Below are 26851 nucleotides of genomic sequence, written 5' to 3' on the forward strand. Positions count from 1 at the left end.
GTGCTGGTCTGACCACGTCGGTCGCGGGACGTCTCCCGAGCCCCGTTCGCACGTCGGGGCTGGCGGTCGTCGCCGCGTGGTGCCACGGTGGGGTCATGACGGACGAGCTGCTGTCGGGCGACCAGGTCGAGGCGATGGGCCTCGACGACTGGCGGAGCATGTACGGGGCCGTGGAGGCGTGGTTCGCCACGGGCGACTTCGCCACCGGCCTGCGCCTCGTCGACGCGATCGGCGCAGCGGCCGAGGAGGTCGGCCACCACCCCGAGCTGACCCTCACGTACTCCGCCGTCCACGTCCTGCTCACGAGCCACGACGTCGGCGGCAAGACCCGGCGCGACGTCGACCTCGCCCGCCGGATCAGCGCCATCGCCGCCGACCTCGGCGTGCGGGCCACGCCGTCCACGGTCCAGCGGCTCGAGCTCGCTCTCGACACGTGGGACGTCCCGGCGATGCGACGGTTCTGGTCGGCCGTGCTCGGGGTCGACCCGGGCGGCGTCGACGACGAGGTGCGCGACCCGACGGGCGTGAGCCCGACGATCTGGTTCCAGGAGACCGACGAGCACCCCGAGCCGCGGCAGCGGTTCCACCTCGACCTGCGCATCCCTCCGGAGGAGGTCGAGCCCCGTCTGGCCGCGGCGCTCGAGGCTGGCGGCACCCTCGTCTCCGACGCGGAGGCGCCCCGCTTCTGGGTGGTCGCCGACCCCCAGGGCAACAAGATCTGCCTCTGCACGCACCGCACGCGCCGGCAGTGAGCAGCGGGGCCACCGGCCACCCGGACGGCAGCGGTGGGCCGGATAGGCTGACGAGGTGATCGACGCCAGGCTGTTGCGAGACGACCCCGAGTCCCTCCGAGAGGCGCAGCGGCGCCGCGGGGAGGACCCCTCGATCGTCGACGCGCTCGTCGCCGCCGACGAGCGACGTCGCTCGACCATCGCCGCGTTCGAGGCGCTGCGCAGCGAGCAGAAGTCCATGGGCAAGCAGGTCGCGCAGGCGCAGGGCGAGGAGAAGCAGACGCTCCTCGCACGCACCAAGGAGCTGAGCGCGCAGGTCAAGGCCGCCGACGCCGAGCAGACCGCGGCCGGCGAGGAGTTCACGACGCTCCTCAAGGCGCTGCCCAACCCGGCGCCCGACGCCCCGCCCGGCGGCGAGGACGACTTCGTGGTCCTCGAGGAGGTCGGCACCCCGCGCGACTTCGCCGCGGAGGGCTTCACGCCGAGGGACCACCTCGAGCTCGGCCAGCTGCTCGGCGCGATCGACGTCGAGCGCGGCGCCAAGGTCAGCGGCTCCCGCTTCTACTTCCTCACCGGCGTCGGCGCCCAGCTCGAGCTCGCGCTGACCCAGCTGGCCATGTCCAAGGCCGCCGAGTGGGGCTTCACCCCCATCATCCCGCCCGCGCTCGTCAAGCCCCAGGCGATGGAGGGCACCGGCTTCCTCGGCCAGGCGGCCGACGACGTCTACCACCTGGAGAAGGACGACCTGTACCTCGTCGGCACGTCCGAGGTGCCGCTCGCGGCCTACCACTCCGACGAGATCCTCGACGGTCCGCGCCACTACGCCGCGTTCAGCCCCTGCTTCCGCCGCGAGGCCGGCTCGCACGGCCGTGACACCCGGGGCATCGTGCGCGTGCACTGGTTCGACAAGGTCGAGATGTTCGTCTACACCTCCCTCGAGGACTCCTACGCCCAGCACGAGCGCATCCTCGGCTTCGAGAAGCAGTGGCTCGACCTGCTCGAGCTGCCCTACCGGGTCATCGACGTCGCCGCCGGCGACCTCGGCCTGTCCGCGGTCCGCAAGTTCGACTGCGAGGCGTGGATCCCCACGCAGGGCAAGTACCGCGAGGTCAGCTCCGCCTCGAACTGCACCCAGTTCCAGGCCCGCCGGCTCGACATCCGCAACCGGCTCGACGACGGCGGCACGGAGCCGTCCGCCACCCTGAACGGCACGCTCTGCGCCATGCCGCGGATCATCGTCGCGCTGCTCGAGAACGGGCAGCAGGCCGACGGGTCCGTGCGTCTGCCCGCGGCGCTGCACCCGTTCCTCGGCGAGGTGCTGCAGCCGGTCGGGGCGCGCGCATGACGGGCTGGCGTCCGAGGATCGTCGCGCTCGACGTCGACGGCACCATGGTCGACTGGGAGAACCGGATGACCGACACCGTGCGCGACGCCGTGCACGCCATCAAGGACTCCGGGGTGCACGTCGTCATCTCCACGGGCCGCGCCATCCCCGGCGTGCTCGACGCCGCCCGCAACCTGCGCCTCGACGGCGGCATCGCCGTGGCCAGCAACGGTGCCGTGGTGCACACGTACTCGCCCGTCGAGGTCGTGCACACGGTCACCTTCGACGCGAGCGAGGCGGTGCGGCGCGTGCTCGAGCACATCCCGGACGCGCTCGTCGCCGTCGAGGAGGTCGGCACCGGCTACCGGATCAGCGCGCCGTTCCCCGAGTGGGAGATCGACGGCACGGTCACCATCCAGACCGTCGACGAGCTGGTCGCCGAGCCCGTCACCCGCGTCATCATCCGCGCTCCCGAGCACGACGTCGAGGAGTTCGGCCGGCTCGTGCACGGGCTCGGCCTGAACGAGGTGAACTACAACATCGGGTACACCGCGTGGCTCGACATCGCCCCCGACGGCGTCTCCAAGGCGTCGGGCCTGGAGGTCGTGTGCGAGCGGCTCGGCGTCGACCGGGCCGACGTGCTCGCGGTCGGCGACGGCATGAACGACTACGAGATGCTCCGCTGGGCCGGTCGCGGCGTCGCGATGGGCCAGGGCTCGGACGAGCTGAAGGCCGTCGCCGACGACGTCACCGGCACGGTGCTCGAGGACGGTCTGGCCACCGAGCTGCGCCGCTGGCTGTAACGCAGAGGGTCTGGACGCTTCCTGCGTCTCGCTCCGCCGCGGCTCCCTCTCCCGCAAGCAGGAGGTGCCCCCAGCTGCGCTCGCTCGGACTCGCTCAGGCGAGTCGGGCGGCGTCGAGCGTGTCGAACGCGTCGAGCACGTCGTCGACGGTCGGCACGCGGCGGGGGCTGGGCGCGACCTGCACCTCGGCCTCGGCGGCCTCGGCGCGGGCCCGACGCAGGTGACGCTTGATGGTCGACGTGGAGCAGCCCAGACGCTCGGCCAGCTGCTGGCAGGTGTCCTTGGGGTGGGCGGTGCGCGCCGTGAGCACGGCCTCGTGGCTTACCGGACCCGCGCCGCTGCGGGCGGGACCGTAGGAGCCGGTGGGTGCCGCGTCGACGACGATGCCGAGGCTGTCGCGGATCGCGGCGCGGTCGGCCTCGGTGGTGCAGGCGACGAAGCCGGAGACGTCGACCTCGACGACGGCGCGGTACAGGCAGTCGACGAGCAGGGGGCAGCCGGCGCAGCGTCGGTGCGCCAGCGCCAGCACCTCGCCCATCCCGGCGCGGCTGGCCGCGTCGAGCTCGTGGGCGCCGAGGTACAGCCGCTCGTCACGGAAGACGGCCTCCCGTGTGCACGGAGGCGCGTCGATGTCGGTCACGATGGTCATGGGTCCCTCTCCCGTTCGCATCCTTTCGCGACACCTTAGAGGTACATGCCTCCCGTGGGAGCCGATTGCGACGAATCGGTACTTTGGTCACCCTCGGTGCCGTTTGACTGCGGAAGCGCCAGCCTCATGTTCTGGAACTGCGCCTGAGCCTGCACCTGCTGTGCGTACAGCGCGGCCTGGATGCCGTGGAACAGTCCCTCCAGCCAGCCGACCAGCTGGGCCTGGGCGATCCGCAGCTCGGCGTCCGACGGCGCCTCGTCCTCGAACGGGAGGCTGAGCCGCTGCAGCTCGGCCACCAGCTCGGGGGCCAGGCCGTCCTCCAGCTCCTTGACCGACTGGCGGTGGATCTCGCGCAGGCGCACCCGGCTGGCGTCGTCGAGCGGGGCGGCCTTCACCTCCTCGAGCAGCTGGCGGATCATGCCGCCGATCCGCATCACCTTCGCCGGCTGCTCCACCAGGTCGCCCAGCGCGGTGCCACGCTGCTGCGGCTCGACGTCGCCGCCCGGCGCGGCCGAGCCGTGCACGGGGGAACCGTCGGGGCCGATCACCTGGGGCGGGATCGCGGACTCACGGGGAGCATCACTCATGCCTCCACCCTAGGAGAGCACGCCGACACGCACCCCTCGGCCACGCGCCGCTCAGAGCGTCAGCAGCACCTTGCCGGTGTGCGAGGAGTCCTCGAGCAGCTGGTGGGCGTCGCGCACCTGCTCCAGCGGCAGCCGGGCGTGGATGATCGGACGCACGGTCCCCTCGGCGACCAGCGGCCAGACCTGGGCCACCATCGCCGACACGATCGCGGCCTTCTCCTGCGTGGGTCGGGCACGCAGCGACGTCGCCATCACCGCGGCCCGCTTCATGAGGAGCCGGTTGAGGTTCAGCTCGCCCTTCACGCCGCCCTGCAGCCCGATGACGACGAGGCGTCCGGCGGTGTTCAGTGCGCGGACGTTCTGGTCGAGGTACTTGGCGCCGATGATGTCGAGGATGACGTCGGCCTTGAGCCCCGCCTCGTCGAGCGCGTCGACGAACTCGGTCTCGCGGTAGTTGACGACCAGGTCGGCACCCAGGTCGCGGCAGAACGCCGCCTTCTCCTCGCTGCCGACGGTGACGACGACCCGCGCGCCGAACGCCTTCGCCAGCTGGATCGCCATCGTCCCGATGCCGCTCGCACCACCGTGCACCAGCAGCGTCTCGCCGTGCTGCAGCTTGGCCATCATGAACACGTTCGACCACACGGTGGCGGCCACCTCCATGAGGCCGGCCGCGTCGACGAGGTCGATGTCGCGCGGTGCCATCGCCACCTGGCCGACCGGCACCGCCACGTACTCCGCATAGCCGCCACCGGACAGCAGCGCCACGACGTGCTCGCCGACGGTGTACTCGCTGACCCCCTCGCCCAGCGCGACCACGTCGCCCGAGCACTCCAGGCCGAGTACCGGCGTCGCACCCTCCGGCGGGTCGTAGAACCCCTGACGCTGCATCAGGTCGGCCCGGTTGACGCCAGCCGCGGTGACCCGCACCAGCACCTCACCGGGCCCCGGCGCAGGCGTCTCCATGTCGACGACCTGCAGGGCCTCGACCCCTCCCGGCTCCGGAACCACGACAGCACGCATGCGTCCGAGGCTAACGGCGCGCCCCGACGTCCGCCTCGGCGGTCACGGGTCGGACGGGGGGTGGGGTTCTCGACCTGCGGATGCGTTGGTGCGGCTTCGAGGCCGGGTGGGGGTGCGTCGGCGTGGCTTGCCTCTCGGGTGGGGCTGCGTGGGTGCGGCTTCCCGTTCGGGTGGGGCTGCGCTGGCGTGGCTTCCCGTTCGGGTGGGGGTGCGCTGGTGCGGCTTCGACTCGTCCTGCGCTCCGAAAGGGCCTCGACCGGGCGGCTGGGCGGGGGCCGGCTTCGGGTCTCGGGCTGTGGCCCGCGCTGTGGGACGCAAGATACTGCGTTCGTGTGCTGGGACTCCAAGGAGTCTGCGTTCGCCACGGGATCCCGTCGTGAACGCAGAAGCGTTCGAGCTGGTTCGCGTGAATGCAGAGTCTTGGGTGCCCTTTACGTTGGGGGGACGAAGGATTCTTCTTTCTCGTGGAATGTTCCACGAGAAAGAAGAATCCTTCACACCCCTCGCCCCCTCAGCGGTGGATGCGCCACCTGAACAGGCCTCAGAAGGTGGCAGATCCACCGCCGGCACGCGCAAACGCAGAATCTTGCGTCCAACGCGAGCCGCAGCCCGAGAACCCAGCCCACTTCGCGCCCAGCCGCCCAGTCGAGGCCCTTTCGGAGACCACCTCCACGACAAGCCGCAGCGGCGCAGCCCCACCCGACCACGAAGCCGCGCCGACGCAGCCCCACCCGAGCAGCAAGCCGCGCCAACGCACCCCCACCGCCAGGACAGTCAGCACCCACGCAGCCCCACCCCACTGGACAGGCGGACCCTCGTCCCCCGCCCTAGCGTGGGCGGCGTGAGCCGACGCGTCCGTCTGGTGCTGCCCCACCAGCTGTTCCTGGAGCACCTCGACGTGCCGCGGGGGACGACGTTCGTGCTGGTCGAGCACGACCTGCTGTTCCGGCAGTACGCGTTCCACGCGCAGAAGCTGGTGCTGCACCGGGCGTCGATGGAGCGGTTCGCGCAGCGGCTCGTCGATGCCGGGCACGACGTCGGCTGGGTGAGCACCGACGGTCGGACCACCAGCCGTGCGGCCCTGGGCCGCACGTTCCGGGCCGATGACGAGGTGAGCGTCTACGACGTCGTCGACGACTGGCTCGAGCGCGACCTCGAGGCCTGTGCGGACGACGTGGGCGTCCAGCTGGAGTGGCTGGAGACGCCCTGCTTCCTCACGACCCGCGAGCAGGTGCGCGAGCAGCTCGGCGGCAGGCGTCCGCGCATGCAGCACTTCTACGCGTGGCAGCGGCAGCGCCTCGACGTCCTCGTCGACGGCGGCCAGCCCGTCGGCGGGAAGTGGTCGTTCGACGAGGACAACCGCAAGAAGCTGCCGAAGGGCGTCGACGTGCCCGACGTGACGCGGCCGGAGCGGGTCGACGCGGTCGACGACGCGGTCGGCTGGGTCACGCAGGCGTTCCCCGACGCGCCCGGCGACGTCGACGCCTTCGCGTGGCCCACCGACCACGACGAGGCCGCCGCCATGCTCGAGCAGTTCGTGACGGAGCGGCTCGAGACCTTCGGTCCGTACGAGGACGCCATCACGACCCGGTCGGCGACCGTGTTCCACTCGGTGCTCACGCCGGCCCTCAACATCGGACTCCTCACCCCCGGGCAGGTCCTCGGCCGTGTGCTCGCGCACGCGGACGACCACGACGTGCCGCTCGCGTCGCTGGAGGGCTTCGTCCGCCAGGTCATCGGGTGGCGCGAGTACATGCGCGGCGTCTACGTCACCCACGGACGACGCATGCGCAGCACCAACCACCTGGCCCACACCCGACCGCTCGCGAGCGGCTGGTGGGACGCGACCACCGGTCTCGCGCCGGTCGACCTCGTGCTCGAGCGCGTCCTGGCGAGCGGCTACGCGCACCACATCGAGCGGCTCATGGTCGTCGGCAACGCGATGTGCCTGCTGCGCATCGACCCCGACGACGCCTACGAGTGGTTCATGACGCTCTTCGTCGACGCCTACGACTGGGTGATGGTGCCCAACGTGTACGCGATGAGCCAGTTCGCGGCGGGTCCGCTCGTCACCACGAAGCCGTACGTGTCGGGGTCGGCGTACCTGCGCCGCATGTCCGACCTGCCGAAGGGCGACTGGTGCGACGCGTGGGACGGCCTGTACTGGACGTTCGTCCGCGACCACCTCGACGTCTTCGCGACGAACCCGCGCTCGCGCATGACGGCCCGCTCCTACGAGGGGATGGAGCCTGCGACGAAGGCCACGCACACCCGGGCCGCCGCGCCCTTCCTGGACGACTGACGCCCGGCGTTGCAGGGCTGCCCGGCCCTCGCAGGCCGTCGGGAACCGGTCTCATCCCGCTCTCAGTCCGCCCCTGTCACACTGGACGGCATGCGTGTGGCGGCTGTGCAGGTGGCGTCGACGATCGACTCCACCGCGAACCGGGACCTCGTCGAGGCCCGCCTGGCCGCGCTCCCCGCCGACCTCGACCTCGTCGTCCTGCCCGAGGCGACGATGCACGACTTCGGTCCCACCGACCACGACCTCGCCGCGGTCGCCGAGCCGCTCGACGGGCCCTTCGTCGCGACGCTGGCCGACCAGGCCCGACGCCTGGGCGCGACGGTCGTGGCCGGCATGTTCGAGCGCACCGACGACCTGCCGTACAACGCGCTCGTGGTGCTGGACGCCGACGGCGCGCTGCGTGCCACGTACCGCAAGATCCACCTGTACGACTCGTTCGGCTACACCGAGTCGTCGCGGCTGCGCGGCGGCGACGTCGAGCCGGTCGTCGTCGACGTGCCGGCGGCCGACGGCTCCTCGACGTCCGTCGGGCTGATGACCTGCTACGACCTGCGCTTCCCCGAGCTGGGCAGGGCTCTCGTCGACGCGGGGGCGGAGCTGTTCGTCGTGCCCGCCGCCTGGGTGGCCGGCGAGCACAAGCTGCACCACTGGCGCACGCTGCTCGCCGCCCGCGCCGTCGAGGACGTCGTGCCCGTGGTCGCGGCCGCGCAGGGCGGCGAGCGCTACACCGGACACTCCCTCGTCCTCGACGCCTGGGGCACTACCCTCGCCGAGGGGGATGCTGGAGAGGACGCCGTGGTGACCGCCGAGATCGACCCCGCCGACGTCGCGCGAGCCCGTGAGGTCAACCCGTCGCTCGCGAACCGACGGATGGGTCAGCGGTGAGCCGCACGCACGCCACGAGCAGCGGCGGACGTCGTCGGCTCGACGCGTCGGTGCCGGTCGACTACGACGTCCCGGTCCGTCAGCCGCGGCTGGAGTCGCCGACCGCCACCCGGTACGCGTTCGCGGCCACGATCGTCGCGTGGGTCGTGGGCGTGGTCGGCGCGGGGTCGTCGCTCGTGGCGGTCGCGCACCCGCAGTGGATCGAGCGCGTGGGCGCGGCCCTGCTGCTGGTGGTGTTCAGCATCGGCCTGACGCACCGCGGCGGTGGCCACATGCGCATCTGGACGGTCGCGTCGTCGGTGCTCGCCGTGGCGGCGGTCGCGACGGGTGTGAACCTGCTGGTCGCCTCGGCGGCGGCGGTGTCGGCGATCCTGGCGAGCGTCTGGGCGGTGGTCGCGACGAGGCCCGCTCGGACCGCTCTCGGCGCGGTCAAGGAGTTCGCCATCGCGTTGCTGGTGGCGTTGAGCGGCACGGTGGCCGTGGCGGCCTGGAACGCGCCGGTCGCGTACCAGCGGTTCAACCTGGTGGTGCTGGCCGCGTCGCTGACGGTCGCGATCGCGTTCGTGTGGAACCTCGGTGCCGGTCTGCACGGGCTCGGCAAGCAGAACCTGGCGATCATCTCGGGTGTCGCGATGGTGCTCGTGGTGCTGCTGGCGTACTCCAGCGTGGTGCGCACGCACGGCTCGGAGTCGTTGGTGGAGGGCATCACCAACGCGGTGACGTGGATGCGCGAGACGGTCGGTGGCGTGCCCCGGCCGGTGGAGGTGTTCATCGGCTTCCCTGCGCTGATCGTGGGCGTGTCGCTGCGGTCGAAGCGTCGGGACGGCTGGTGGGTGCTGGTGTTCGCGGTGCTCGGCACGGGCGTGCTGACGACGTCGCTGGTGTCGCCGGGTGCCTACCCGTCGTACATCGCGTTGTCGACGGCGTACTCGGTGGTGCTGGGCCTGCTGGTGGGCCTGGCGGCGCGGTTCCTGCTGGTGCGCGAGCGCGGGTCGCGGTCGTCGCGTGCGTTGATGCCGACGTTGCGGTCGGAGCCTGGCCGGATCGCCCCGCTCAAGTAGTGCGAGAATCGGCGATGGCGCCGCCCCGGTCCTGACCGGGCGGATGCCGTGGAGGGGTGCCGGAGTGGCCGATCGGAACCGCCTTGAAAGCGGTCGTAGCGAGAGCTACCGCGGGTTCGAATCCCGCCCCCTCTGCTCAGCGCCGCGCAGCGGCCCCTCCCACCCCGTTGAGTGTGACGTTTCGGGCCTTGAACACCCCGAATCAGGCCCCAAACGTCACACTCAGCGGGGTAGGGCAGACTGAAGGACCTCATGACCGTCTACCGACTCGACCGCGCACCCGTCCTCGCCGTGGTGGGGGTGATCGTGGTCGTCGCCGCGGTGACGGGCTTCGTCGCGTTCGTCGCGACGTCGGCGCTCGCGGGGGTGGCCACGGTGGTGCTGCTGGTGGCGGCCGCGCTGCTCGCGCTGCGCCCGCCGACGGTGGCGCGGCTCGACGAGCACGGCATCCGCACGCGTCGGGCGCGTGAGCGGTGGGTCGACGTCGACGACGTGACCCTGCGCGACGGGGCGCTGCTCCTCGCGCTGGGCGAGGAGGGCGCGGAGCAGTGGGCGGTGCGCATCCCGCTGGCGTCCGTCGGTCGACGCTCGCCGGAGCTGGTGCGCGAGGTGTACGACCGGATGAACACGGCCCACGGGTACCGACGCTTCGAGTGACGCCGGTCGTCGCGGTCGTCGAGCGGTAGGTTCGTCCCGTGACCTCGACGTCGAAGCCGCGCTCCCACTACGCGCGCGGCCACCAGCGGCGCGCGGAGGTCGTCGCCGCCACGATCGAGGTGATCGAGCGGCGGGGCATCGAGGGCGTCACGCACCGGTCCGTGGCCGCTGCCGCCGGCGTGCCGCTGTCGACGACGTCGTACTTCTTCGACTCCCTCGACCATCTGATCGGCGAGGCCGTCACGAAGATCGCCGAGGACGTCGTGGCCGGCGCGGACGCGCTCATCACGCAGCTGCGGGACGCCGAGGGCGGCTCCCGGCGCGAGGCGGTGGAGCGGCTCATCGAGCTGATGTCGGTGCAGCGTCCCGGGCCGCTGGTCGCCCAGTTCGAGGCATACCTCGCCACCACGCGCCGACCCGAGCTGCGGGCTGCCGTGCAGCGCATCGTCGGGGTGTACGAGGACACCGCGGCCGCCGTGTTCGAGGCGCTGGAGGTCGACGAGCCGCGGCTGGCCGCGCGGCAGCTCGTGGCGCTGCTCGACGGCCTCGCGCTGCTCTCCGTCGCGGCGCCCCGACCCGACGACGCCGACGTGCGCCGCGACGCGCTGCGCCGGCTCGGGGCCATGCACCTCGGCCCCGACTGGGACTGAGCGGTCAGCCCAGCACGAGCAGGCTGATCGCGACGTACTGGCACGTCCACGCGGCGATGGTGCACCGCGGTGTCGTGGGGCAGAGCCTGCTCGACCCCGACGCGACCTCCGCGGCCGCCCTCGACCGGCTCGCCTGGCTGTCGCTGACGCTCCCGGCGCCTCCCGCCGACGGTGGTCCACGGACGGGTGCTCAGCGGGTGGGCGTGGAGGCGGCGAACGCGTCGACGGAGGCGAGGTCGTAGGAGCCGGCGTCGGTGCCGAGACCCTGTGCCACCTGGGCGGCGACCGCGCAGCCCAGCCGGGCCGACTCCTCCGCGGAGCGACCCGTGGCGCGCCCGAGGAGGAAGCCCGCCGAGAACGCGTCGCCGCAGCCCGTGGTGTCGACGACGTCGATCGCGAAGGCCGGCACCTCGACCACCTCGTCGGCCGTGACCACCACGGCCCCGCGTTCGCCGGCCGTCGCCGCGACGCAGCCGACGCCCTTCGCCAGCAGCGCGCGTGCGCCCTCGACCAGGTCGGTGGCACCCGTGAACCCGAGCACCTGCTCGTCGTTCGGCAGCAGCACGTCGCAGTGCGGAAGGGCGTCCTGGATCCACTCGAGCATCCCGGGGTCGCCGGGGGCGAGCACGTCGATCGACGTCGTCATGCCGGCGGCCCGCGCCGCGGCGAGGAGCTCGCCCGCGGCCGGTCCGCCGACGAACTCCGGCCCGCCCAGGTGCACGTGGTCGACGCCCGCGAGGTCGGCGACGTCGGGCAGGGTGAGGCCGCCGTTCGCGCCGATGACGTGCCAGGCCGGACGGTCGCCGTTCGGACGCACCGGGATCACCGACGTCGACGTCTGCTCGGTCGGGTGGGTGGCCAGGCCCGTCACGTCGATTCCCTCGTCCTCCAGCAGCCAGCGCAGGGTGCGGCCGGCCGCGTCGGCGCCGACCGCGCCGTAGGACCGGACGTGCGCGCCGAGGCGGCTCAGCACCAGGGCGGCGCCGCCGGCGGTGCCGGCGGCGGACAGCCGGATCGACTGCACGAGCTGGCCCTCGGAGCCCTCGGGGACCGACTCGATGCCGACCGCGTGCGCGTCGAGCACGTGCACGCCGACGGCGGCGACGGTCACGGTCGCGGCGGCGGGGGTGGGGGACGTGGTGGTCATGGGTTCTCCTGGACGGTTCCGTAGTGGCGCTCCAGCGCCTGGGTGATGACCGCGAGCTGCTGGTCCTCGGTCAGGGGCACGGGCTCGGACACCTGACTCACGCGCAGCAGCAGCTCGGCCAGCCACTCGACGAGCAGGGCGTGGTCGACTGCCGCGCGCAGGTCCTGCCCGAGGGCGACGGCGCCGTGGTGCGCCATGAGCGCCGCCTGCCGCCCGTCGAGCGCGGCGAGCACGTGCTCGGCCAGCTCGGGCGTGCCGAAGGTGGCGTACGGGGCCACGCGGATCTCGCCGCCGAGCAGGATCTGCTGGTAGTGCAGCACCGGCATCGAACCGAACCGCGCGGGGGCGCAGGCCACGGCGGTCGCTGCGGGCGAGTGGGTGTGCACGCAGGCTCGGGCGAACGTGCGACGGTAGACGTCGAGGTGCAGCGTCAGCTCCGACGTCGGCTTGAGTCGGCCCGAGACGACGGTGCCGGACAGGTCGGTCTCGACGACGTCGTCGGCAGTGCACCGTCCCAGCACCACCCCGGTGGCGGTGACGAGCACGCGGTCGTCGCCGACCCGCGCCGACACGTTGCCGGCGGTGCCGACGAGCAGGCCGACGTCGGCCAGCTCGCGGGCCGCGGCGGCGAGCGCCTCGCGGGGGTCGTCGGCCTCGGCGCCGCTCATCGGGTCTCGCGGGGCAGCGGCCGCTCCGAGCGGAGCAGCGTGTCGAGGTTGTGCATCGAGCGCTGGAACTCCTGCGGCAGGGTCCGGCCGAGGACGGCTGCCAGCACTGGGCCGATCACTGGGCCGAGCGCCAGGCGGAAGGTGACCTCGTAGGTCATCAGCGTGCCGCGGCCGTCCGAGGTCGGCGTGAACGTGAAGACGTTGCGGACGTCCCGCAGGGGCGCCAGGCCGTCGCCGGCATCGACGCGACGCGCGCGCGGCTCGACCTCGAGCACGGTCCACGTCGTCGTCGCGGTGAGCGGCCCGAGGGTGCTGTTCCGCTCGCCGTACGTGCTGCCGACCGTGGCGCTCCCGTGGTGGTGGGTCACCTCGAGGCAGCCGTCGACCCATTCGGCGTAGCGGGAGGTGTCGTCGACGACGGCCCAGACGTCGTCGACGGGGGCGTCGATGCGGCGCTCGGTGCGGACGCGGTGCTGGCTCATGCGGTCTCCTCCTGCGGGGTGGTGCGGGTGATGAGGACGGCGGCGGCCTCGCCGGTGCGGACGGCGCCGTCCATGTAGCCGTTCCAGTAGGTGGCGTGCTCGGCGCCCGCCCAGAGGACGCGGCCGTGCGGCACGTCGCGCCAGGGTCCGAGCTCGGTGAGCACGCCGGGCGCGAGCACGGCGGTGGGTCCGCCGCGGGTCCAGGTCTCGGTGGTCCAGTCCTGCTCCCAGTAGTCGACGGGCTCCAGCGCCCTGGGCCCGACGACGCGCGCGAAGCTGCGCAGCACCGCCCCGCGCCGCTGCTCCGCCGGCCGGTCGGCCCACGTCTTCCAGGCGTGTGCGCCGAGGAAGCCCATGAGCACCCCTGGTGCACCGGACGGCGGGGTGTTGTCGAACATCGAGCAGACCGGCTCCGCGTCGCCACGGAACAGGCCCTGGCCGGAGAGGCCGTCCTCGCGCCAGAACGGCTCGTCGTACACGGCCTCGCACTTCATGAGCGTCCCGAACGTCATGCGTCGGAACAGCTCGGCCTGCGGGGCGGGGAGGGCGGGCTCGAGGTCGATGCCGGCCACGAGGTGCGGGGGCACGGCGACCACGACGTGCTGCGCGTCGACGTCGAGGTGGTCGGTGCTCACCCGTGCACGGGTGGCGTCCTGCGCGATCCGCCGCACCGGCGCGTCGAGCACCACCGCGTCGCCGAGGTCGGCGGCGAGCAGCGCCGAGATCCGGTGGGAGCCGCCGACGAACCGCGACTCCTGCGCGCCGCCGTCGACGCCGATCATGCGGTCGAGCGTGCCGCGGTGCGTCTCGTCGCCCGCGCCGGCCACGTACCAGAGGGTGAACAGCGCCGACGCCTCTGCGGCCGTCGTGCCGTACGCGGAGCCGAGCAGGATCTCGAGCACCTCCACGGCGCCGCCGCCGAGCGACAACGACCGCGCCCACGACTCCGTGGTCATGGAGTCGAGGCGGCGGGCGTCGGGGGAGCGCCACGGGGCGTCGACGTCGATGCGCTGCACCGCACGGTCGAGCCGGGCCATGAGGAGACCGAGGTCGGGGAGGGTGGTCCAGGCCGGAGGGATGTCCCCGCCGAACCGGCGCACCGTCCTCCCGTGCACGTACACGGTGTCGCCGACGTCGTGGGCGCGGAACGTCTCGACGCCCAGCTCGGCGGCCAGGGCGAGCACGCGGTCCTGCGTGGGGCCGACGAACTGGCCGCCGGACTCGACCACCTGCCCGTCGCCCAGGTCGTGGTTGAGAGTGCGGCCGCCGACCCGGTCGCGCGCCTCCAGCACCAGGACGGAACGCCCCCGCTCCTGCAGACGTCGGGCCGCGGTGAGCCCGGCGAGTCCGGCGCCGACCACCACGACGTCGACGGTGCGATGCTCCCGCGCGGTCATCGGACGGCCTCCCCCGTGGCGAGCGGCACGAGCCGCTTGCGCAGCTGGCCGGCGGCCTCGTCGAGCACGCGACGGGCGACGGTGCCGACGCCGGTGGCGTTCACCAGCCCGTGGACGATGCCCTCCTGACGGGTGAGCGTGGTGGGCACGCCGGCCTCGAGCAGCCGGGTGGCGTAGGCCTCGCCCTCGTCGCGCAGCACGTCGAAGCCGGCGACGACGACGTGGGCGGGCGGCAGTCCCTCCAGGTCGAGGGCGAGGAGCGGTGAGACGCGCGGGTCGTGGGCCTGGGCGGGATCGGTGAGGTAGTGCGCCTTGTACCAGTCCATCTGGGCGTCGCTGAGGAAGAACCCGTCGCTGAAGAGCTCGTACGAGCGGTGCTTGGTGGTCAGGTCGGTGACCGGCATGAACATCAGCTGGAAGGCGGGCACCGGCACCGCCGGGTCCGTGCGCGCCTCCTGGGCGCTGACCAGGGAGACGACGGCCGTCAGGTTGCCGCCCGCGCTCTCGCCGCCGACGGCGACGGCCGACGGGTCGATGCCGAGGTCGGTCGCGTGGGCGACGACGTGACGGAACGCGGCGACCGCGTCGTCGACGCCGGCGGGGAAGGGGTGCTCGGGGGCGAGGCGGTAGTCGACGGACACGACGGTGATGCCGGCCGTGTCGGCGAGGTAGCGGCAGACGGAGTCGGCGGAGCCGAGGTCGCCCAGCACCCAGCCGCCCCCGTGGAAGTAGACGAGGCCGGCCGAGAGGGCGGGGAGCCCGGCGGGCCGGTAGATCCGGGCGGGCAGGTCGCCGCTGGGGCCGGGGAGCACGAGGTCGCGCACGTCGTGCACGGGGTACTCGTAGCCGAACACCCAGGCCTCGCCGTCGATCTGGCGGCGCCCCTCCTCGACGGGCAGCGTCTCGAACGTCTCGCCGACGGCGAGGTTCAGCAGCCGCACCCCGACCTGCGCCTCGACGTCGAGCGTCTGCCCGTCGATCGTGATCGGCCTCCCGGCGATGGCGCGCTTGAGCGGCCGCGGCAGGCGACCGAGCGTGCGCACCACGCGGCGCGCGACCCGGTCGGACAGGGGTCGGTGGGTCGACTGGTTCTCGGACATGGGGCTCCCTCGCTGGCGTGTGAGCCAGGGTACACCCAACATCGGACATCTGTCCGATGTTCTGCGACGGGCCTCGTTGGGCATGCGGGTCGCCACCGAAGACTTCACCGTGAAGTGAACCCACGCGACGAAGGAGCCCCGATGTCCGCCACCCGCCCCACCGTGCTCGTCACCGGTGCGAGCATCGCCGGCCCCGCCCTCGCGTGGGGGCTGTCGCGCGCCGGCTTCGCCGTGACGCTCGTGGAGCGCTCGCCCGAGCCGCGCACGACGGGCCAGAACATCGACGTCCGCGGACTCGGCCGGCAGGTGCTGCGCCGGATGGGCGTCGAGGAGGAGGTGCTCGCACACCTGACCGGGGAGGACGGCACCCGCTTCATCGGCCCGGACGGCACACCGGTCTCCGTCCTGCCGAAGCAGGAGGGTGCCGACGTCGACGGACCCACCGCCGAGATCGAGATCCTCCGCGGACGCCTGTCGCAGATCGTGCTCGGCACCCTGCCGGCCGCGGTGGACCAACGGTGGGGAACGTACGTGACCGCCGTGGCGCAGGACGCCGACGGCGTCGACGTCGAGCTGGCCGACGGCACGCGGGAGCGGTACGACCTGCTCCTCGTCGCCGAGGGGCGCGGGTCGCGCACCCGCCGGCTCGTCATGGGCGAGCGCACCGAGGTCCGCGACGCCGGCGTCTCGATGGCCTACGGCACGATCGACCGCAGGCCCGACGACACCGACTTCTGGGACTGGTACACCGCCCCGCGCGGTCGGTCCGTCACCCTGCGGCCCGACGACGTCGGCACGATCCGGGCCACGCTCACCTTCGCGTGCGAGCCGTTCGGGTTCGAGCGGCTCGACACCGACGCTCAGCTCACGGTGCTGCGGGAGCGCTTCGAGGGCGCCGGGTGGCAGACCGAGCGCGTCCTGGACGGCTTCGCGCAGCACCCGGAGGAGCTCTACGCCCAGCGGTTCGCGCAGATCGTGCTCCCGACGTGGAGCGAGGGTCGAGTCGCGTTCCTCGGCGACGCCGCGTGGGGCTCGGGCCCGACCGGGATGGGCACCACGCTCGCGTTGGTCGGCGCGCACGTGCTGGCGGGCGAGCTGGATCGCAGCGTCAGCCTCGGGGAGTCGCCACGGCGGGCGTTCGAGCGGTACGAGCGCCTGCTGCGCGAATACGTCGACGACGCGCAGACCCTGCCGCCGGGCGGTGGTCGGCTGATGCACCCGTCGACACGGGCCGGCGTCCGGGTGCTCAACACGATCGCGAGACTCGCGGCGTCGCGGCCGCTCAGTAGCGTGCTGCAGCGCAGGCTCCTCCCGTCACGCGATCGTGAGCCTGAGCTGCCCGAGTATGCGCCCCTCCAGCGCCAGAGGCGTGCTGCGTGACGTCGTCGCCTCAGCCGGCGTGCTGCCCGACGAACAGACCTCGGCCGGACGGTCCTCCCTCGAGGTACTCGACGTCGAGGCCCGCCCGGCCGAACGAATCCTGATACTCCTGCCGGTCGAACAGGGTGATCTCGTACTGCTCCGTCTCGTGCCGCACGCCGGTGGAGGGTTCCGCCACCAGCCAGTGGATGTCGAGCCGTGACACGCGGCCGTCGCGCACGGAGTGCGAGACCCGGGAGATCGTGCGCTCACCCGCGCGGACGACGTCGGCCGCGACGTAGCCACTGAGGAAGGTCGACGGGAACCACCACGGCTCGACGACCACGACGCCCCCAGGCGCCAGGTGGCGGGCGAAGGACGCGACGGCGGAGTCCAGCTCCTCGACGTCGGCCATGTGGCCGATCGAGCTGAACATGCACGTCACCGCGTCGAAGCGCCGGGGCAGGTCGATCGAGCGCATGTCGCCCTGTGAGATGGCGAGCATCGGGTGACGCCGGGCAGCCACCTCGATCATCGCGGGCGAGAGCTCCAGTCCCTCGACGCGGGCGAACTTCCGGGCGAGCGGCTCGAGATGACTTCCCGTCCCGCACGCGACGTCGAGAAGGGACTCGGCCTGCGGTGCCCTCGCCCTGACCAGGTCGGCCACAGCAGCGGCCTCCGCGGCGTAGTCCTTTCCTCGAGCCTCGTAGAACTGGTCGTAGAGCTCTGCGAACTCTCCTTCGTACACGGGCTCCTCCTGGCGTTCGGGACGGTGGACGTTCGATCAGGCGTCGAGGGGGATTGCACGTGCGGCGACGGTGCGTCGTTCGATCTCCTGCGCGACGGCGAGAGGCGAGGGCTCGGACCGCAGCTCGTCGCGCAGGACGCGGGCGCGCAGGCCGAACTGGGCGTCGTCGAGGACGGTGCGCACCGCCGCCGCCAGGGCGTCGGCATCCGTCCGCTGCGGGTCGAGGGAGAGACCGGCGCCGGCATCCGCGATCTGCTGGCCGCGCAGGAGGCAGTCCCACTCGTGCGCGACGGCTACCTGGGGAACGGCTTGGTGCAGCGCGGACGCCCACGTTCCCGCGCCGCCGTGGTGCACCACGAGGTCGGAGGCCCCCAGGAGCACGTTCATCGGGACGAAGTCGACGAGACGGACGTTGGCCGGTACGTCGCGGGTCGACAGTCCGGAGCGCGTGACCACGATCTCGTGATCGAGGTCGGCCAGGTGCGCCAGGAGGTCGACCAGGTCGATCCCGTGGCCGAAGCCGGAGAAGCCGCCGGTGATGACGACACGTCGACGGACGCCGTCCTCCAGCCAGGCAGGCACCTGCGAGCGGCCGTTGTAGGGGACCAGGGTCCCGGACATGGTGTCGAGGGCGGAGTCGAGGCGGAAGCGCGTCGGCAGCTGCTCGATGGTCCACTGGCCGAGGGCGAGGTCCTCTGAGGCGTCGACGCCGTGGTCGGAGGCAAGGCGGCCGAGCCAGTCGGAGAGAGGATCGGGTCGGTCGTGGTCCTCCCGGCGGTTCCTCAGCTCGAGGAACCGCGTTCGGAAGTAGCCGGTGAGATCGGTGCCCCACGCGACCCGCGCGTGCGCCGCTCCGCTGGCGCGCGCCGCGACGCCGCCGGCGAAGGTGAACGGCTCCCACAGCACGAGGTCCGGTCGCCACTGTCGGGCGTGCGCGACGAGGTCGGCGACGAACTCGGGGTTGTTCACCCGAGGGAACACGAAACGAGCGTTCACCGACTCCAGGCCGAGCACGAAGTCCCACGAGTGCAGCTCGTCGTGACGTCCCGCGAAGTCCAGGCCGGTGGAGTAGCGGTGGACCTCACCCGCCTCGACGGTGTCGATCTCGAACAGGCGGTGGTCCGTACCGACGGGGACCGCGACGAGGCCGGCCGCGGTGATGTCGTCCACGAGCGCGGGTTGGCTCGCGACGCGGACCTGGTGGCCAGCCAGGGTGAGGGCCCAGGCCAGCGGCACCAGTCCCTGGAAGTGGGTGCGGTGCGCGAACGAGGTGAACAGGACCTTCACCTCACCGGACCTCGGTCTTCTCGTGGAGGGCCTCGACGACCCCGCGGACCCCGTCCTCGAGACTGACCTGCGGCGACCACCCGGTGATCGCCGTGAACCGGCCGTCGCTGGCCGCGTCGTCTCGGAAGTCGTTGACGGCCGCGTGCGCGGGGGCGGGGACGCTGAGCACCGGCACGGGAGGCAACCCGGTGATCGCGCCGGTGGCGTGGGCGATGGCCTCGAACACGGTGCGCAGCGGTCGGGTGCGGCCCGAGGAGAGCTCCCAGACCCCGCCCACCAGGTCACTCTGGTGCTCCAGCGAGGTCAGCACGGCACGGGTGGCGTCATGCACGTGCAGCAGGTCCCGACGGACTGCCCCGTCGTTCCAGAGCGTGAGCCCGCTGCCCTCGAGGGCCTTGCGTGCCATCGCCGCCACGACCCCACGTCCGGTCTGGCCGGTCGGTCGGGCGACTCCGTAGATCGTCGGCAGGCGCAGGACGACGGAACGGACGACGCCCTCCCTGCCAGCCCGCTCGAGCAGGTGCTCGACCTCGATCTTCTGCTCGGCGTAGCGGCTGACGCGTTCCGGGGCCCCGGCCTGCACAGAGCTGAGGTAGACGAGGAGAGGCGCCTCCCGGCGCTCGGAGAGGACCTCGACGAGCTCGCGGACCGCCTCGACGTTGATGCGGTCCGACGCCGGGTTCTCGGCATCTCGCCAGGTCGACCCCTCGGTGCCGTACGCGGCGGCGTGGACGACGACGGACGCCTCGCGCACCGCGAGCGCTGCCGAACCCGGCACGGCGAGGTCGAGGCGGCGGTCGACCACGTGGTCGCTCGGGCGCACCCCTGACCGCGAGACTGCGACCACCCGGGAGGCGTGTCGCGGCAGCGCCGCCAGCAGGTCTCCGCCGACGTAGCCGGACGCTCCGAGCAGCGCGATCACCGGGTCCTGTCCCAGGTCGTCCGGCATGCCTTCCCCCCGTGTCGCGCTCGCGAACGAGAACACCGTACCGGATTCTCGGGACGCCGCCGGACGGGGGCGAGCATTCATCCGAACGTCACCTGCTCAGTTTGTCCCGCCGCTTCCCGTCTGGTTTGCTGGCGTCGCACGGGCGGTCGTGCAGCCCGGACGAACCCCTGGAGCCCGAGGAGTCTGCCCGTGGACCGCGCCACCGCCGACGTCCGAGCGCTCGACGTGCCGTCCGACGCTCCGCTGGCCCTTCCCCTGGCCGGTGCCGACCGTGATGCCGTGCGTGCGCTCGCCCTGGGAGTTCGCAGAGCGGTGGTCGACGGTCAGCTGGGTGACCTACGTGCCCTCGGCGCCGCGCTGGCGGCGCAGGTCGCCGCCCCCGTCCCTGACGGTCATCGTGCCGTGCTGGTCCTCGACGCCGGCGCCACGCACGAGGACCTCCTGGAGGTGCTGGAGGCGCTCGTCGCAGGACGCCCGGACCCGCGTCTCGTGCAGGGCGAACCGCGACGCGACCCCGGCGCGACTGCGCTGGTCTTCCCCGGGCAGGGTGCGCAGTGGCCGGGCATGGGCTCGCTCCTCCGCGAGCAGTCGCCGGTGTTCGACGAGGCCATGGCGCGGTCCCTGTCGGTGGTCGCCGAGGAGCACCCCGCCTGGCCCGACGACGCTCTCGACTCGGTGGAGAGGCTGCGAGCGGTCGAGGTGGTCCAACCTGCACTCTTCGCGGTGCAGACGTCGCTCGCCGAGCTGTGGCGAGCGCACGGTGTCGAGGTGGACCTCGTGGTGGGCCACAGCATCGGCGAGCTCGCCGCCGCGCAGGTGGCCGGGGCGTTCTCGCCTGCGGACGGGGCACGTGCCGCTGCTCGCTGGAGTCGCGCGATGATGCCGCTGGTCGGCGTGGGCGACATGGCGTCGGTCGGCCTCGCGCTCGACGACGTGCGGGCGCGGCTCGCCCGGTGGCAGGACCCTGACCTCGAGGTGGCCGGCGTCAACGGTCCGACGTCGGTGCTGCTGGCGGGAGATCCTGCGACGGTCCGGACCCGCGTGGCCCAGCTGCGGGACGAGGGTGTCCGTGCCCAGGTCATCGCCGTCGAGATGGCGGCTCACTCCCGCCAGGTCGACGCCGTGGCCGCGGACCTCGCCGCCGCCTTCACAGGCCTGGAGCCGGCGCCGCTCGACCTGCCGTTCGTCTCCAGCGTCGCGGGTGGCCGTGTCGAGGGTCCGTACCTCACCGGTGCCCACTGGGCGCGATGCTTCCGCGAGCCTGTCCGGTACGACCGGGCCGTCGAGGTCGCTCTCGCCGAAGGAGCGGGAACCTTCGTCGAGGTCAGTCCGCACCCCGTGCTCGCCGCCGTCACGCGTCAGGTCGTCGAGGCCGAGGGTTCCGCCGCGCAGGTGGTGTCGACCCTGCAGCGCGACGTCGGAGGGCTGGGCCGGTTCCTGCACTCGCTGGCCCAGGTCTGGGTCGGCGGCACGGCGGTCGACTGGTCGGCGTCCTGCTCGGACGTCGAGCCCTCCGCCGTCCCCGTTCCCGCGCCGCTGGGCGACCTCCCGAGGACCGACGGCGGACTCGCGCAGGACGGCCGTGGTCCGGCGCCCTCGGCCCCGCACGACGTCGTGGCGGTCGTACGAGCCGAGGCCGCCACGGTGGCTGGCCGTGCCGTGCGCTCCGACGAGACGTTCCTCGAGATGGGGCTCGACTCCGTGCTCGTGGCCCAGCTCAGGACCCAGCTCGCCGCGGCGCTCGGCCGCGACCTGCCCATCACGTGGTTCTACGACTTCCCGACCCCGGGCGCGCTCGGCGACGCGTTGGCCGGAGCGGTCGACCGTCCCGCGCCCCACCGTCCAGCGCCCGCCTCGCGCCACGACGACGAGCCGATCGCCGTCGTCGCGATGGCGTGTCGGCTCCCGGGCGGCGTGGCGACGCCGGAGGACTTCTGGGAGGTGCTCTCAGGCGGTCGCGACGTCGTCGACGGTCTCCCGGCGGACCGAGGCTGGGACGTGGCTGCCCTGCTGCACCCGGACACCACCCGGTCCGGCACCACCGTCCAGCGCAGCGGTGGCTTCCTGCGTGCCGTCGCCGACTTCGACCCTGCGTTCTTCGGGTTGTCGCCGCGAGAGGCGCTCGCGACGGACCCCCAGCAGCGGGTGCTCCTCGAGCTCTCGTGGGAGGTGCTGGAGCGGGCAGGGATCGCACCGGACTCGTTGCGAGCCACGCGCACCGGCGTCTTCGTGGGACTGATTCCTCAGGAGTACGGCCCAAGGCTCGCCGACGGCGGGAGGGGTGTCGAGGGCTACCTGATGACCGGCACGACGTCGAGCGTCGCGTCGGGGCGGATCGCGTACACGCTCGGGCTCGAGGGCCCCGCGCTGACCGTCGACACGGCGTGCTCGTCGTCCCTGGCCGCGGTGCACCTCGCGTGCGCGTCGCTGCGACGGGGAGAGACCCCGCTGGCCCTCGTGGGCGGGGCCACGATCATGCCGACGCCGGGCATGCTCGTGGACTTCAGCCGGATGGGCTCGCTCGCCCCCGACGGCCGCTCGAAGGCCTTCTCCGCGGCGGCGGACGGGTTCGGCATGGCCGAGGGCGCCGGGATGGTCGTGCTCGAGCGGTTGAGTGACGCCCGTCGTCACGGCCATCCCGTCCTCGCCGTGGTGCGTGGCACCGCCATGAACTCGGACGGCGCGAGCAACGGACTGTCGGCCCCGAACGGCCGCGCACAGGTGCGCGTGGTGCGGGACGCGCTCGCAGACGCGGGGATCGCCGCAGCCGACGTCGACGTCGTGGAGGCGCACGGGACCGGGACGCGACTGGGCGATCCGATCGAGGCGTCGGCCCTGCAGGACGCCTACGGAGACGGACGCCAGCGGCCGCTGCTGCTCGGGTCCGTGAAGTCGAACATCGGGCACACCCAGGCGGCCGCCGGCGTGGTGGGCCTCATGAAGCTGGTCCTGGCCCTGAACCACGACCTGGTCCCGCCGACGCTGCACGCCGCCGAGCCGTCCACGGAGATCGACTGGTCCGAGGGGGTCCTCGAGCTGGTGCAGCGACCCACGCCTTGGCAGCGCGGCGAGCGCCCCCGGCGTGCGGGGGTGTCCTCGTTCGGGATCAGTGGCACCAACGTGCACGCCGTGCTGGAGGAGGCTCCTGGACCCGCCTCCTCGACCACCACGTCGCACCGCGGCCCGGCGGCCTTCCCCTGGGTGCTGTCAGGAGCGTCGCGGGAGGCGGTCGGGGCTCAGGCCGCACGCCTCGCGGACCACCTCGAGGAGCACCCGCAGCTCGATCCGGTCGACGTGGCCCGCACGCTCGCGACGGGGCGGTCCCCGCTCGGGCACCGGGTCGGACTGGTCTCGTCACCCGAGCGGGTGGTCGAGTCCCTGCGCGCCGTCGCCGATGGCACCTCACGAGCGGCATCCGGTGTCGTCGACGGGGTGGCCCGACCGGTCTTCGTCTTCCCCGGCCAGGGATGGCAGTGGGCGGGCATGGCCGTCGAGCTGCTCGACACGACCCCCGTCTTCGCCCAGGCCATGCGCGAGTGCGCACGCGCGCTCCGGCCGCACCTGGACCTCGACGTGGTCGAGTTCCTGCGCGGCGAGGCGGCGCAGGCCGGCTCGGCAGGTGCGCTGTCGACGGAGCGGGTCGACCACGTGCAACCGGTCCTGTTCGCCGTGATGGTGTCCCTGGCCGCCACGTGGCGTGCTCAGGGTGTGGAGCCCGCCGCCGTGGTGGGACACTCCCAGGGCGAGATCGCAGCAGCCTGCGTGGCGGGCCTGCTCACGCTGGAGGACGCCGCCCGCATCGTCGCACGTCGCAGCCTCGCGATAGCCGCCATGCCGCGTCGGGGCGCCATGGTCTCGATCGCCGCGCCCTTGGAGGAGGTCCGTGCCCGCCTCGGTGACCGTCTGGACGTCGCCTCGGTGAACAGCCCCTCCTCCGTGGTCGTGGCCGGTGACCGAGACGTGCTCGACCTCCTGGTCGCGGAGTGCGCGGCCGACGGGATCCGGACCACGCGGCTGCCCGTGGACTATGCCTCGCACTCCCGCCACGTCGACGACATCGAGGGGGAGGTGCTCGAGGGCCTGTCGCCGGCGCCTCGACCTCTGCCCGGCGCCGTCCCGATGCTGTCGACCGTCACGGGCCGATGGGTAGGCCCGGGGGACCTGGGTCCCCGGTACTGGTTCGACAACCTCCGCAGCACCGTGCGGTTCTCCGACGCGGTGCAGTCGCTCGTCGACGGCGGTTGGGGGACGTTCGTCGAGATCAGTGCGCACCCGATCCTGACGACGGCCGTCGAGCAGACCGCGGAGGCCCACGGGCACGACGTCGTCACGATCAGTACGCTGCGCCGCGGCCACGGTGGGCCCGACGAGCTGGCGTCCTCGCTCGCGCGAGCCTTCGTCGCCGGCGTGCCCGTCGACTGGCGCGAGACGTTCCGGGGTTCGGGGGCGGTGCCCGTCCAGCTGCCCACCTACCCCTTCGAACGCCGCCGCGTCTGGTGGTCGCCGTCCTCGGGAGACGGGGCGGGCGCGGCACCTCCGGACCCCCGTAGCTACCGGATCGCCTGGCATCCCGGTGCCATCGACCCCCACGCGCGCTTGCGAGGCACGTGGGTGCTGCTGCACCGTCCAGATCTGAAGCAGTCCTTCCTGGCCACGGCGGAGGAGGCGCTGGCACGCCGCGGCGCACGGGTCGAGCGCTGGGCGGTTCCCCCGGGAGGGGCGGAGCAGGAGGTCGCGGCGGGGCTCGAAGGCACCTCGGACGTCACGGGGATGGTGAGCCTGCTGGCCGTCGACGCGTCCGAGGACGCGGGCTCCCCGCTGTCGTCGCCCGTGATCGACGACCTGCTGGGCGCGGTGCGAGCCGTCGTGGCGTCCGACTCATCGGCGCGGCTGTGGTGGGTCACCAGCGGAGCGGTCGCCACGAGCCCCCACGAGCGTCTGCGGACGCTCGGCCACGGAGCCTCCTGGGCCATCGGGAGGATCGTCGGGCTCGAGAACCCGACCGTGTGGGGAGGTCTCATGGACCTGCCCGGCATCGACGCCGAGGACGCCGTCGCGCAGCTCGGGGCCGTCCTCGCCGCCGACGACGGGGAGGACCACCTGGCGTTGCGCCTGTCGGGACCCTGGGTACGTCGATGGGTGCGCGTCACGACACCCGCGACGCAGCAGTGGCGCCCGCGCGGGACCGTCCTCGTCACGGGGGCGACCGGCGGTGTCGGGCGTCAGGTCGCGCGGTGGCTGGCCAGCCGGGGTGCGCAGCGGCTGGTGCTGCTGAGCCGTAGCGGTCCCCAGGCGGAGGGGGCGGGTGACCTGGTGCGCGAGCTGGAGGTCGCAGGGGCACAGGTCGACCTCCGCGCGTGTGACGTCGCCGACCGGGACGCTCTCGAGCAGGTGCTCTCCGACATTGGCGACGACCTCCCTCTGTCCTCGGTCTTCCACGCGGCGGCGACCCTGGACGACGCCGTCGTGACCGAGCTGACCGCCGAGCGCATCGAACGGTCCAACCGCGCGAAGGTCCTGGGAGCGCTGCACCTGGATGCACTGACCCGGGACGTGGAGCTGGACGACTTCGTCCTGTTCTCCTCGTTCGCCTCGGCGTTCGGAACACCGGGGCTCGGTGGGTACGCGCCCGGCAACGCGGTCCTCGACGCGCTCGCGCACGAACGCCGGCGCGTCGGACGTCCGGCGATGTCGGTGTCGTGGGGCACGTGGGCCGGCGGTGGAATGGCCGAGGGTCCGGTCGCTGAGCGGTTCCGCCGCCACGGCGTGCTGCAGATGGACCCGCGCGACGCGACGGCCTCGCTCGTCTCGGCCCTGGACCGGGCCGACGCGGCACCGCTCGTCATGGAGATCGAGTGGAGGCGGTTCGTGGCCGCCTACACCGCGCTCCGGCCGACCCGTCTCTTCGACGACCTCGCTGAGCGCGGCCCGGACGCTGTCCAGGCTGCGCGCACCGCGGACGAGCCGGCACGCGGAGGCCGTCCGGCGGACCGCGACGCGGTGACGGCACTCGTGCGAGACCGGGTCGCGGACGTGCTGGGGCACGAGTCGGCAGACGCCATCGACGTGGACCAGCCCTTCGCGCGGCTCGGGGTGGACTCGCTGTCGGCGCTGGAGCTGCGCAACGCGCTCGGCGCGACGACGGGGGTGCGCCTGCCCACCACGATCGTCTTCGACCACCCGACGGTGCGGCGCCTCGCCGCGCACCTCGCGGAGCAGCTGGGTCTGTCGGAGCAGTCCGTCGGCCCGGAGCGGGAGAGCGTCGAGAGGGACGACGAGGACCCGATCGTGGTCGTGGGCATGGGGTGTCGGCTGCCCGGCGGTGTCGACGGACCGGAGTCTCTCTGGGACCTCGTGGTCGACGGGGCGACGACGGCGACGGACGCCCCCGACGACCGGAGCTGGACCGTCGAGGAGCTGGCGCGCGGCGGCGTCGCCCGCGGCAACTTCATGGACGGTGCCGGCGACTTCGATGCGGCGTTCTTCGGGATCTCGCCGCGGGAGGCGTTGGCGATGGACCCGCAGCAGCGCCACGCCCTGCAGTCGGTGTGGGAGACGCTCGAGCACGCCGGCATCGCTCCGGACTCGTTGCGGGGCACCCGGACCGGCGTCTTCGTGGGGCACTCGCACCAGGGGTACGGGACGGGTGCCGTGCAGGACGGCGGCGACCTCGAGGGGTACCGCCTGACCGGGACCACCGCCAGCGTGGTGTCGGGGCGGGTGGCGTATGTGCTGGGTCTGGAGGGGCCGGCGATCACGGTGGACACGGCGTGTTCGTCGTCGTTGGTGGCGTTGCACCTGGCGGTGGGGGCGTTGCGGTCGGGTGAGTGTGATCTGGCGGTGGCGGGTGGTGTGTCGGTGATGGCGGGGCCTGAGGTGTTTGTGGAGTTCTCGCGTCAGGGTGCGTTGGCTGCGGATGGTCGGTGCAAGCCGTTCTCGGCGGCGGCTGATGGCTTCGGCCTCGGCGAGGGGTCGGCGTTCGTGGCGGTGCAGCGGTTGTCGGTGGCGCGGCGTGAGGGGCGTCGGGTGTGGGCTGTGGTGG

General features: G+C 73.0%; 21 protein-coding genes and 1 tRNA gene. 11 read left to right on the forward strand and 11 right to left on the reverse strand.

What is annotated here, in order from left to right:
- Positions 1 to 95: 95 nt before the first annotated feature.
- The 3 genes from AC3WRM_RS13105 to AC3WRM_RS13115 are packed head-to-tail and all read left to right on the forward strand — an operon-like array spanning position 96 to position 2858.
- Positions 96 to 752, forward strand: coding sequence for a 4a-hydroxytetrahydrobiopterin dehydratase (locus AC3WRM_RS13105; RefSeq protein ID WP_492248280.1), 657 nt, complete (start codon positions 96 to 98; stop codon positions 750 to 752).
- Between the two features lie 55 nt (positions 753 to 807).
- Entirely contained in the window at positions 808 to 2076 is a 1269-nt protein-coding gene (gene serS / locus AC3WRM_RS13110) for a serine--tRNA ligase (protein ID WP_492248281.1), read from the forward strand.
- Positions 2073 to 2858, forward strand: coding sequence for an HAD family hydrolase (locus tag AC3WRM_RS13115; protein ID WP_492248282.1), 786 nt, complete (start codon positions 2073 to 2075; stop codon positions 2856 to 2858). The genes serS and AC3WRM_RS13115 overlap by 4 nt, the downstream gene beginning before the upstream one ends.
- A 94-nt stretch (positions 2859 to 2952) precedes the next feature.
- Here the strand turns inward: AC3WRM_RS13115 and AC3WRM_RS13120 are convergent, their stop codons facing one another.
- Genes AC3WRM_RS13120 through AC3WRM_RS13130 form a run of 3 tightly spaced genes read right to left on the reverse strand, consistent with a single transcriptional unit; the run spans position 2953 to position 5117 of the window.
- Positions 2953 to 3507, reverse strand: coding sequence for a WhiB family transcriptional regulator (locus tag AC3WRM_RS13120; protein WP_492248283.1), 555 nt, complete (start codon positions 3505 to 3507; stop codon positions 2953 to 2955).
- Positions 3508 to 3542: 35 nt separating this feature from the next.
- Complete coding sequence (locus tag AC3WRM_RS13125; RefSeq protein WP_309633511.1) at positions 3543 to 4094, reverse strand: bacterial proteasome activator family protein; 552 nt, start codon at positions 4092 to 4094, stop codon at positions 3543 to 3545.
- 51 nt (positions 4095 to 4145) lie between these two features.
- Positions 4146 to 5117, reverse strand: a complete 972-nt coding sequence (locus AC3WRM_RS13130; protein WP_492248284.1) for an NAD(P)H-quinone oxidoreductase — start codon at positions 5115 to 5117, stop codon at positions 4146 to 4148.
- 841 nt (positions 5118 to 5958) lie between these two features.
- Here AC3WRM_RS13130 and AC3WRM_RS13135 point away from each other — a divergent pair.
- The 6 genes from AC3WRM_RS13135 (at position 5959) to AC3WRM_RS13160 (ending at position 10672) form a co-directional block, all read left to right on the forward strand.
- Positions 5959 to 7419 carry a cryptochrome/photolyase family protein gene (locus tag AC3WRM_RS13135; protein WP_492248285.1) on the forward strand — a complete coding sequence of 487 codons (1461 nt, stop codon included), beginning with the start codon at positions 5959 to 5961 and terminating at the stop codon, positions 7417 to 7419.
- Positions 7420 to 7509: 90 nt separating this feature from the next.
- Positions 7510 to 8304, forward strand: coding sequence for a carbon-nitrogen hydrolase family protein (locus tag AC3WRM_RS13140; protein WP_492248286.1), 795 nt, complete (start codon positions 7510 to 7512; stop codon positions 8302 to 8304).
- Positions 8301 to 9365 carry a hypothetical protein gene (locus tag AC3WRM_RS13145; RefSeq protein ID WP_492248287.1) on the forward strand — a complete coding sequence of 355 codons (1065 nt, stop codon included), beginning with the start codon at positions 8301 to 8303 and terminating at the stop codon, positions 9363 to 9365. The genes AC3WRM_RS13140 and AC3WRM_RS13145 overlap by 4 nt, the downstream gene beginning before the upstream one ends.
- Positions 9366 to 9415: 50 nt before the next feature.
- Positions 9416 to 9500 (forward strand) — tRNA-Ser (locus tag AC3WRM_RS13150).
- 117 nt (positions 9501 to 9617) lie between these two features.
- Positions 9618 to 10022, forward strand: a complete 405-nt coding sequence (locus AC3WRM_RS13155; protein ID WP_492248288.1) for a hypothetical protein — start codon at positions 9618 to 9620, stop codon at positions 10020 to 10022.
- Between the two features lie 38 nt (positions 10023 to 10060).
- The gene (locus AC3WRM_RS13160) at positions 10061 to 10672 is read left to right on the forward strand and encodes a TetR/AcrR family transcriptional regulator (protein ID WP_492248289.1); all 612 of its coding nucleotides are present in this window, start codon (positions 10061 to 10063) and stop codon (positions 10670 to 10672) included.
- Positions 10673 to 10862: 190 nt separating this feature from the next.
- Here AC3WRM_RS13160 and AC3WRM_RS13165 read toward each other — a convergent pair whose 3' ends face one another.
- The 5 genes from AC3WRM_RS13165 to AC3WRM_RS13185 are packed head-to-tail and all read right to left on the reverse strand — an operon-like array spanning position 10863 to position 15466.
- Entirely contained in the window at positions 10863 to 11819 is a 957-nt protein-coding gene (locus tag AC3WRM_RS13165; protein WP_492248290.1) for a carbohydrate kinase family protein, read from the reverse strand.
- On the reverse strand, positions 11816 to 12487 hold the full coding sequence (locus tag AC3WRM_RS13170) for a class II aldolase/adducin family protein (RefSeq protein WP_492248291.1): 672 nt from the start codon (positions 12485 to 12487) through the stop codon (positions 11816 to 11818). The genes AC3WRM_RS13165 and AC3WRM_RS13170 overlap by 4 nt, the downstream gene beginning before the upstream one ends.
- Positions 12484 to 12969 (reverse strand): SRPBCC family protein, encoded by a 486-nt coding sequence (locus AC3WRM_RS13175; RefSeq protein ID WP_492248292.1) that lies wholly within the window; start codon positions 12967 to 12969, stop codon positions 12484 to 12486. Before AC3WRM_RS13175 ends, AC3WRM_RS13170 begins: the two co-directional genes overlap by 4 nt.
- On the reverse strand, positions 12966 to 14366 hold the full coding sequence (locus AC3WRM_RS13180; protein WP_492248293.1) for a flavin monoamine oxidase family protein: 1401 nt from the start codon (positions 14364 to 14366) through the stop codon (positions 12966 to 12968). The genes AC3WRM_RS13175 and AC3WRM_RS13180 overlap by 4 nt, the downstream gene beginning before the upstream one ends.
- Positions 14363 to 15466: an alpha/beta hydrolase gene (locus AC3WRM_RS13185; RefSeq protein WP_492248294.1), complete on the reverse strand. Its 1104-nt coding sequence runs from the start codon at positions 15464 to 15466 to the stop codon at positions 14363 to 14365. The genes AC3WRM_RS13180 and AC3WRM_RS13185 overlap by 4 nt, the downstream gene beginning before the upstream one ends.
- A 141-nt stretch (positions 15467 to 15607) precedes the next feature.
- On the opposite strand from AC3WRM_RS13185, the gene AC3WRM_RS13190 reads away from it, so the two are divergent.
- Complete coding sequence (locus tag AC3WRM_RS13190; RefSeq protein ID WP_492248295.1) at positions 15608 to 16846, forward strand: FAD-dependent monooxygenase; 1239 nt, start codon at positions 15608 to 15610, stop codon at positions 16844 to 16846.
- A 10-nt stretch (positions 16847 to 16856) separates the two neighbouring features.
- On the opposite strand, the gene AC3WRM_RS13195 is transcribed toward AC3WRM_RS13190, so the two are convergent.
- Genes AC3WRM_RS13195 through AC3WRM_RS13205 form a run of 3 tightly spaced genes read right to left on the reverse strand, consistent with a single transcriptional unit; the run spans position 16857 to position 19809 of the window.
- Entirely contained in the window at positions 16857 to 17573 is a 717-nt protein-coding gene (locus AC3WRM_RS13195; RefSeq protein ID WP_492248296.1) for a class I SAM-dependent methyltransferase, read from the reverse strand.
- A gap of 36 nt (positions 17574 to 17609) precedes the next feature.
- The gene (locus tag AC3WRM_RS13200; RefSeq protein ID WP_492248297.1) at positions 17610 to 18860 is read right to left on the reverse strand and encodes an activator-dependent family glycosyltransferase; all 1251 of its coding nucleotides are present in this window, start codon (positions 18858 to 18860) and stop codon (positions 17610 to 17612) included.
- A gap of 1 nt (position 18861) precedes the next feature.
- Positions 18862 to 19809 (reverse strand): NAD-dependent epimerase/dehydratase family protein, encoded by a 948-nt coding sequence (locus AC3WRM_RS13205; RefSeq protein WP_492248298.1) that lies wholly within the window; start codon positions 19807 to 19809, stop codon positions 18862 to 18864.
- Positions 19810 to 19998: 189 nt separating this feature from the next.
- Between AC3WRM_RS13205 and AC3WRM_RS13210 the strand changes: the two genes are divergently transcribed.
- Positions 19999 to 26851 (forward strand): SDR family NAD(P)-dependent oxidoreductase (locus tag AC3WRM_RS13210; protein ID WP_492270930.1); only part of this gene is annotated, 6853 nt, incomplete at its 3' end.

It is taken from the genome of Aeromicrobium sp. EU05-FHT14F07, assembly GCF_058790455.1.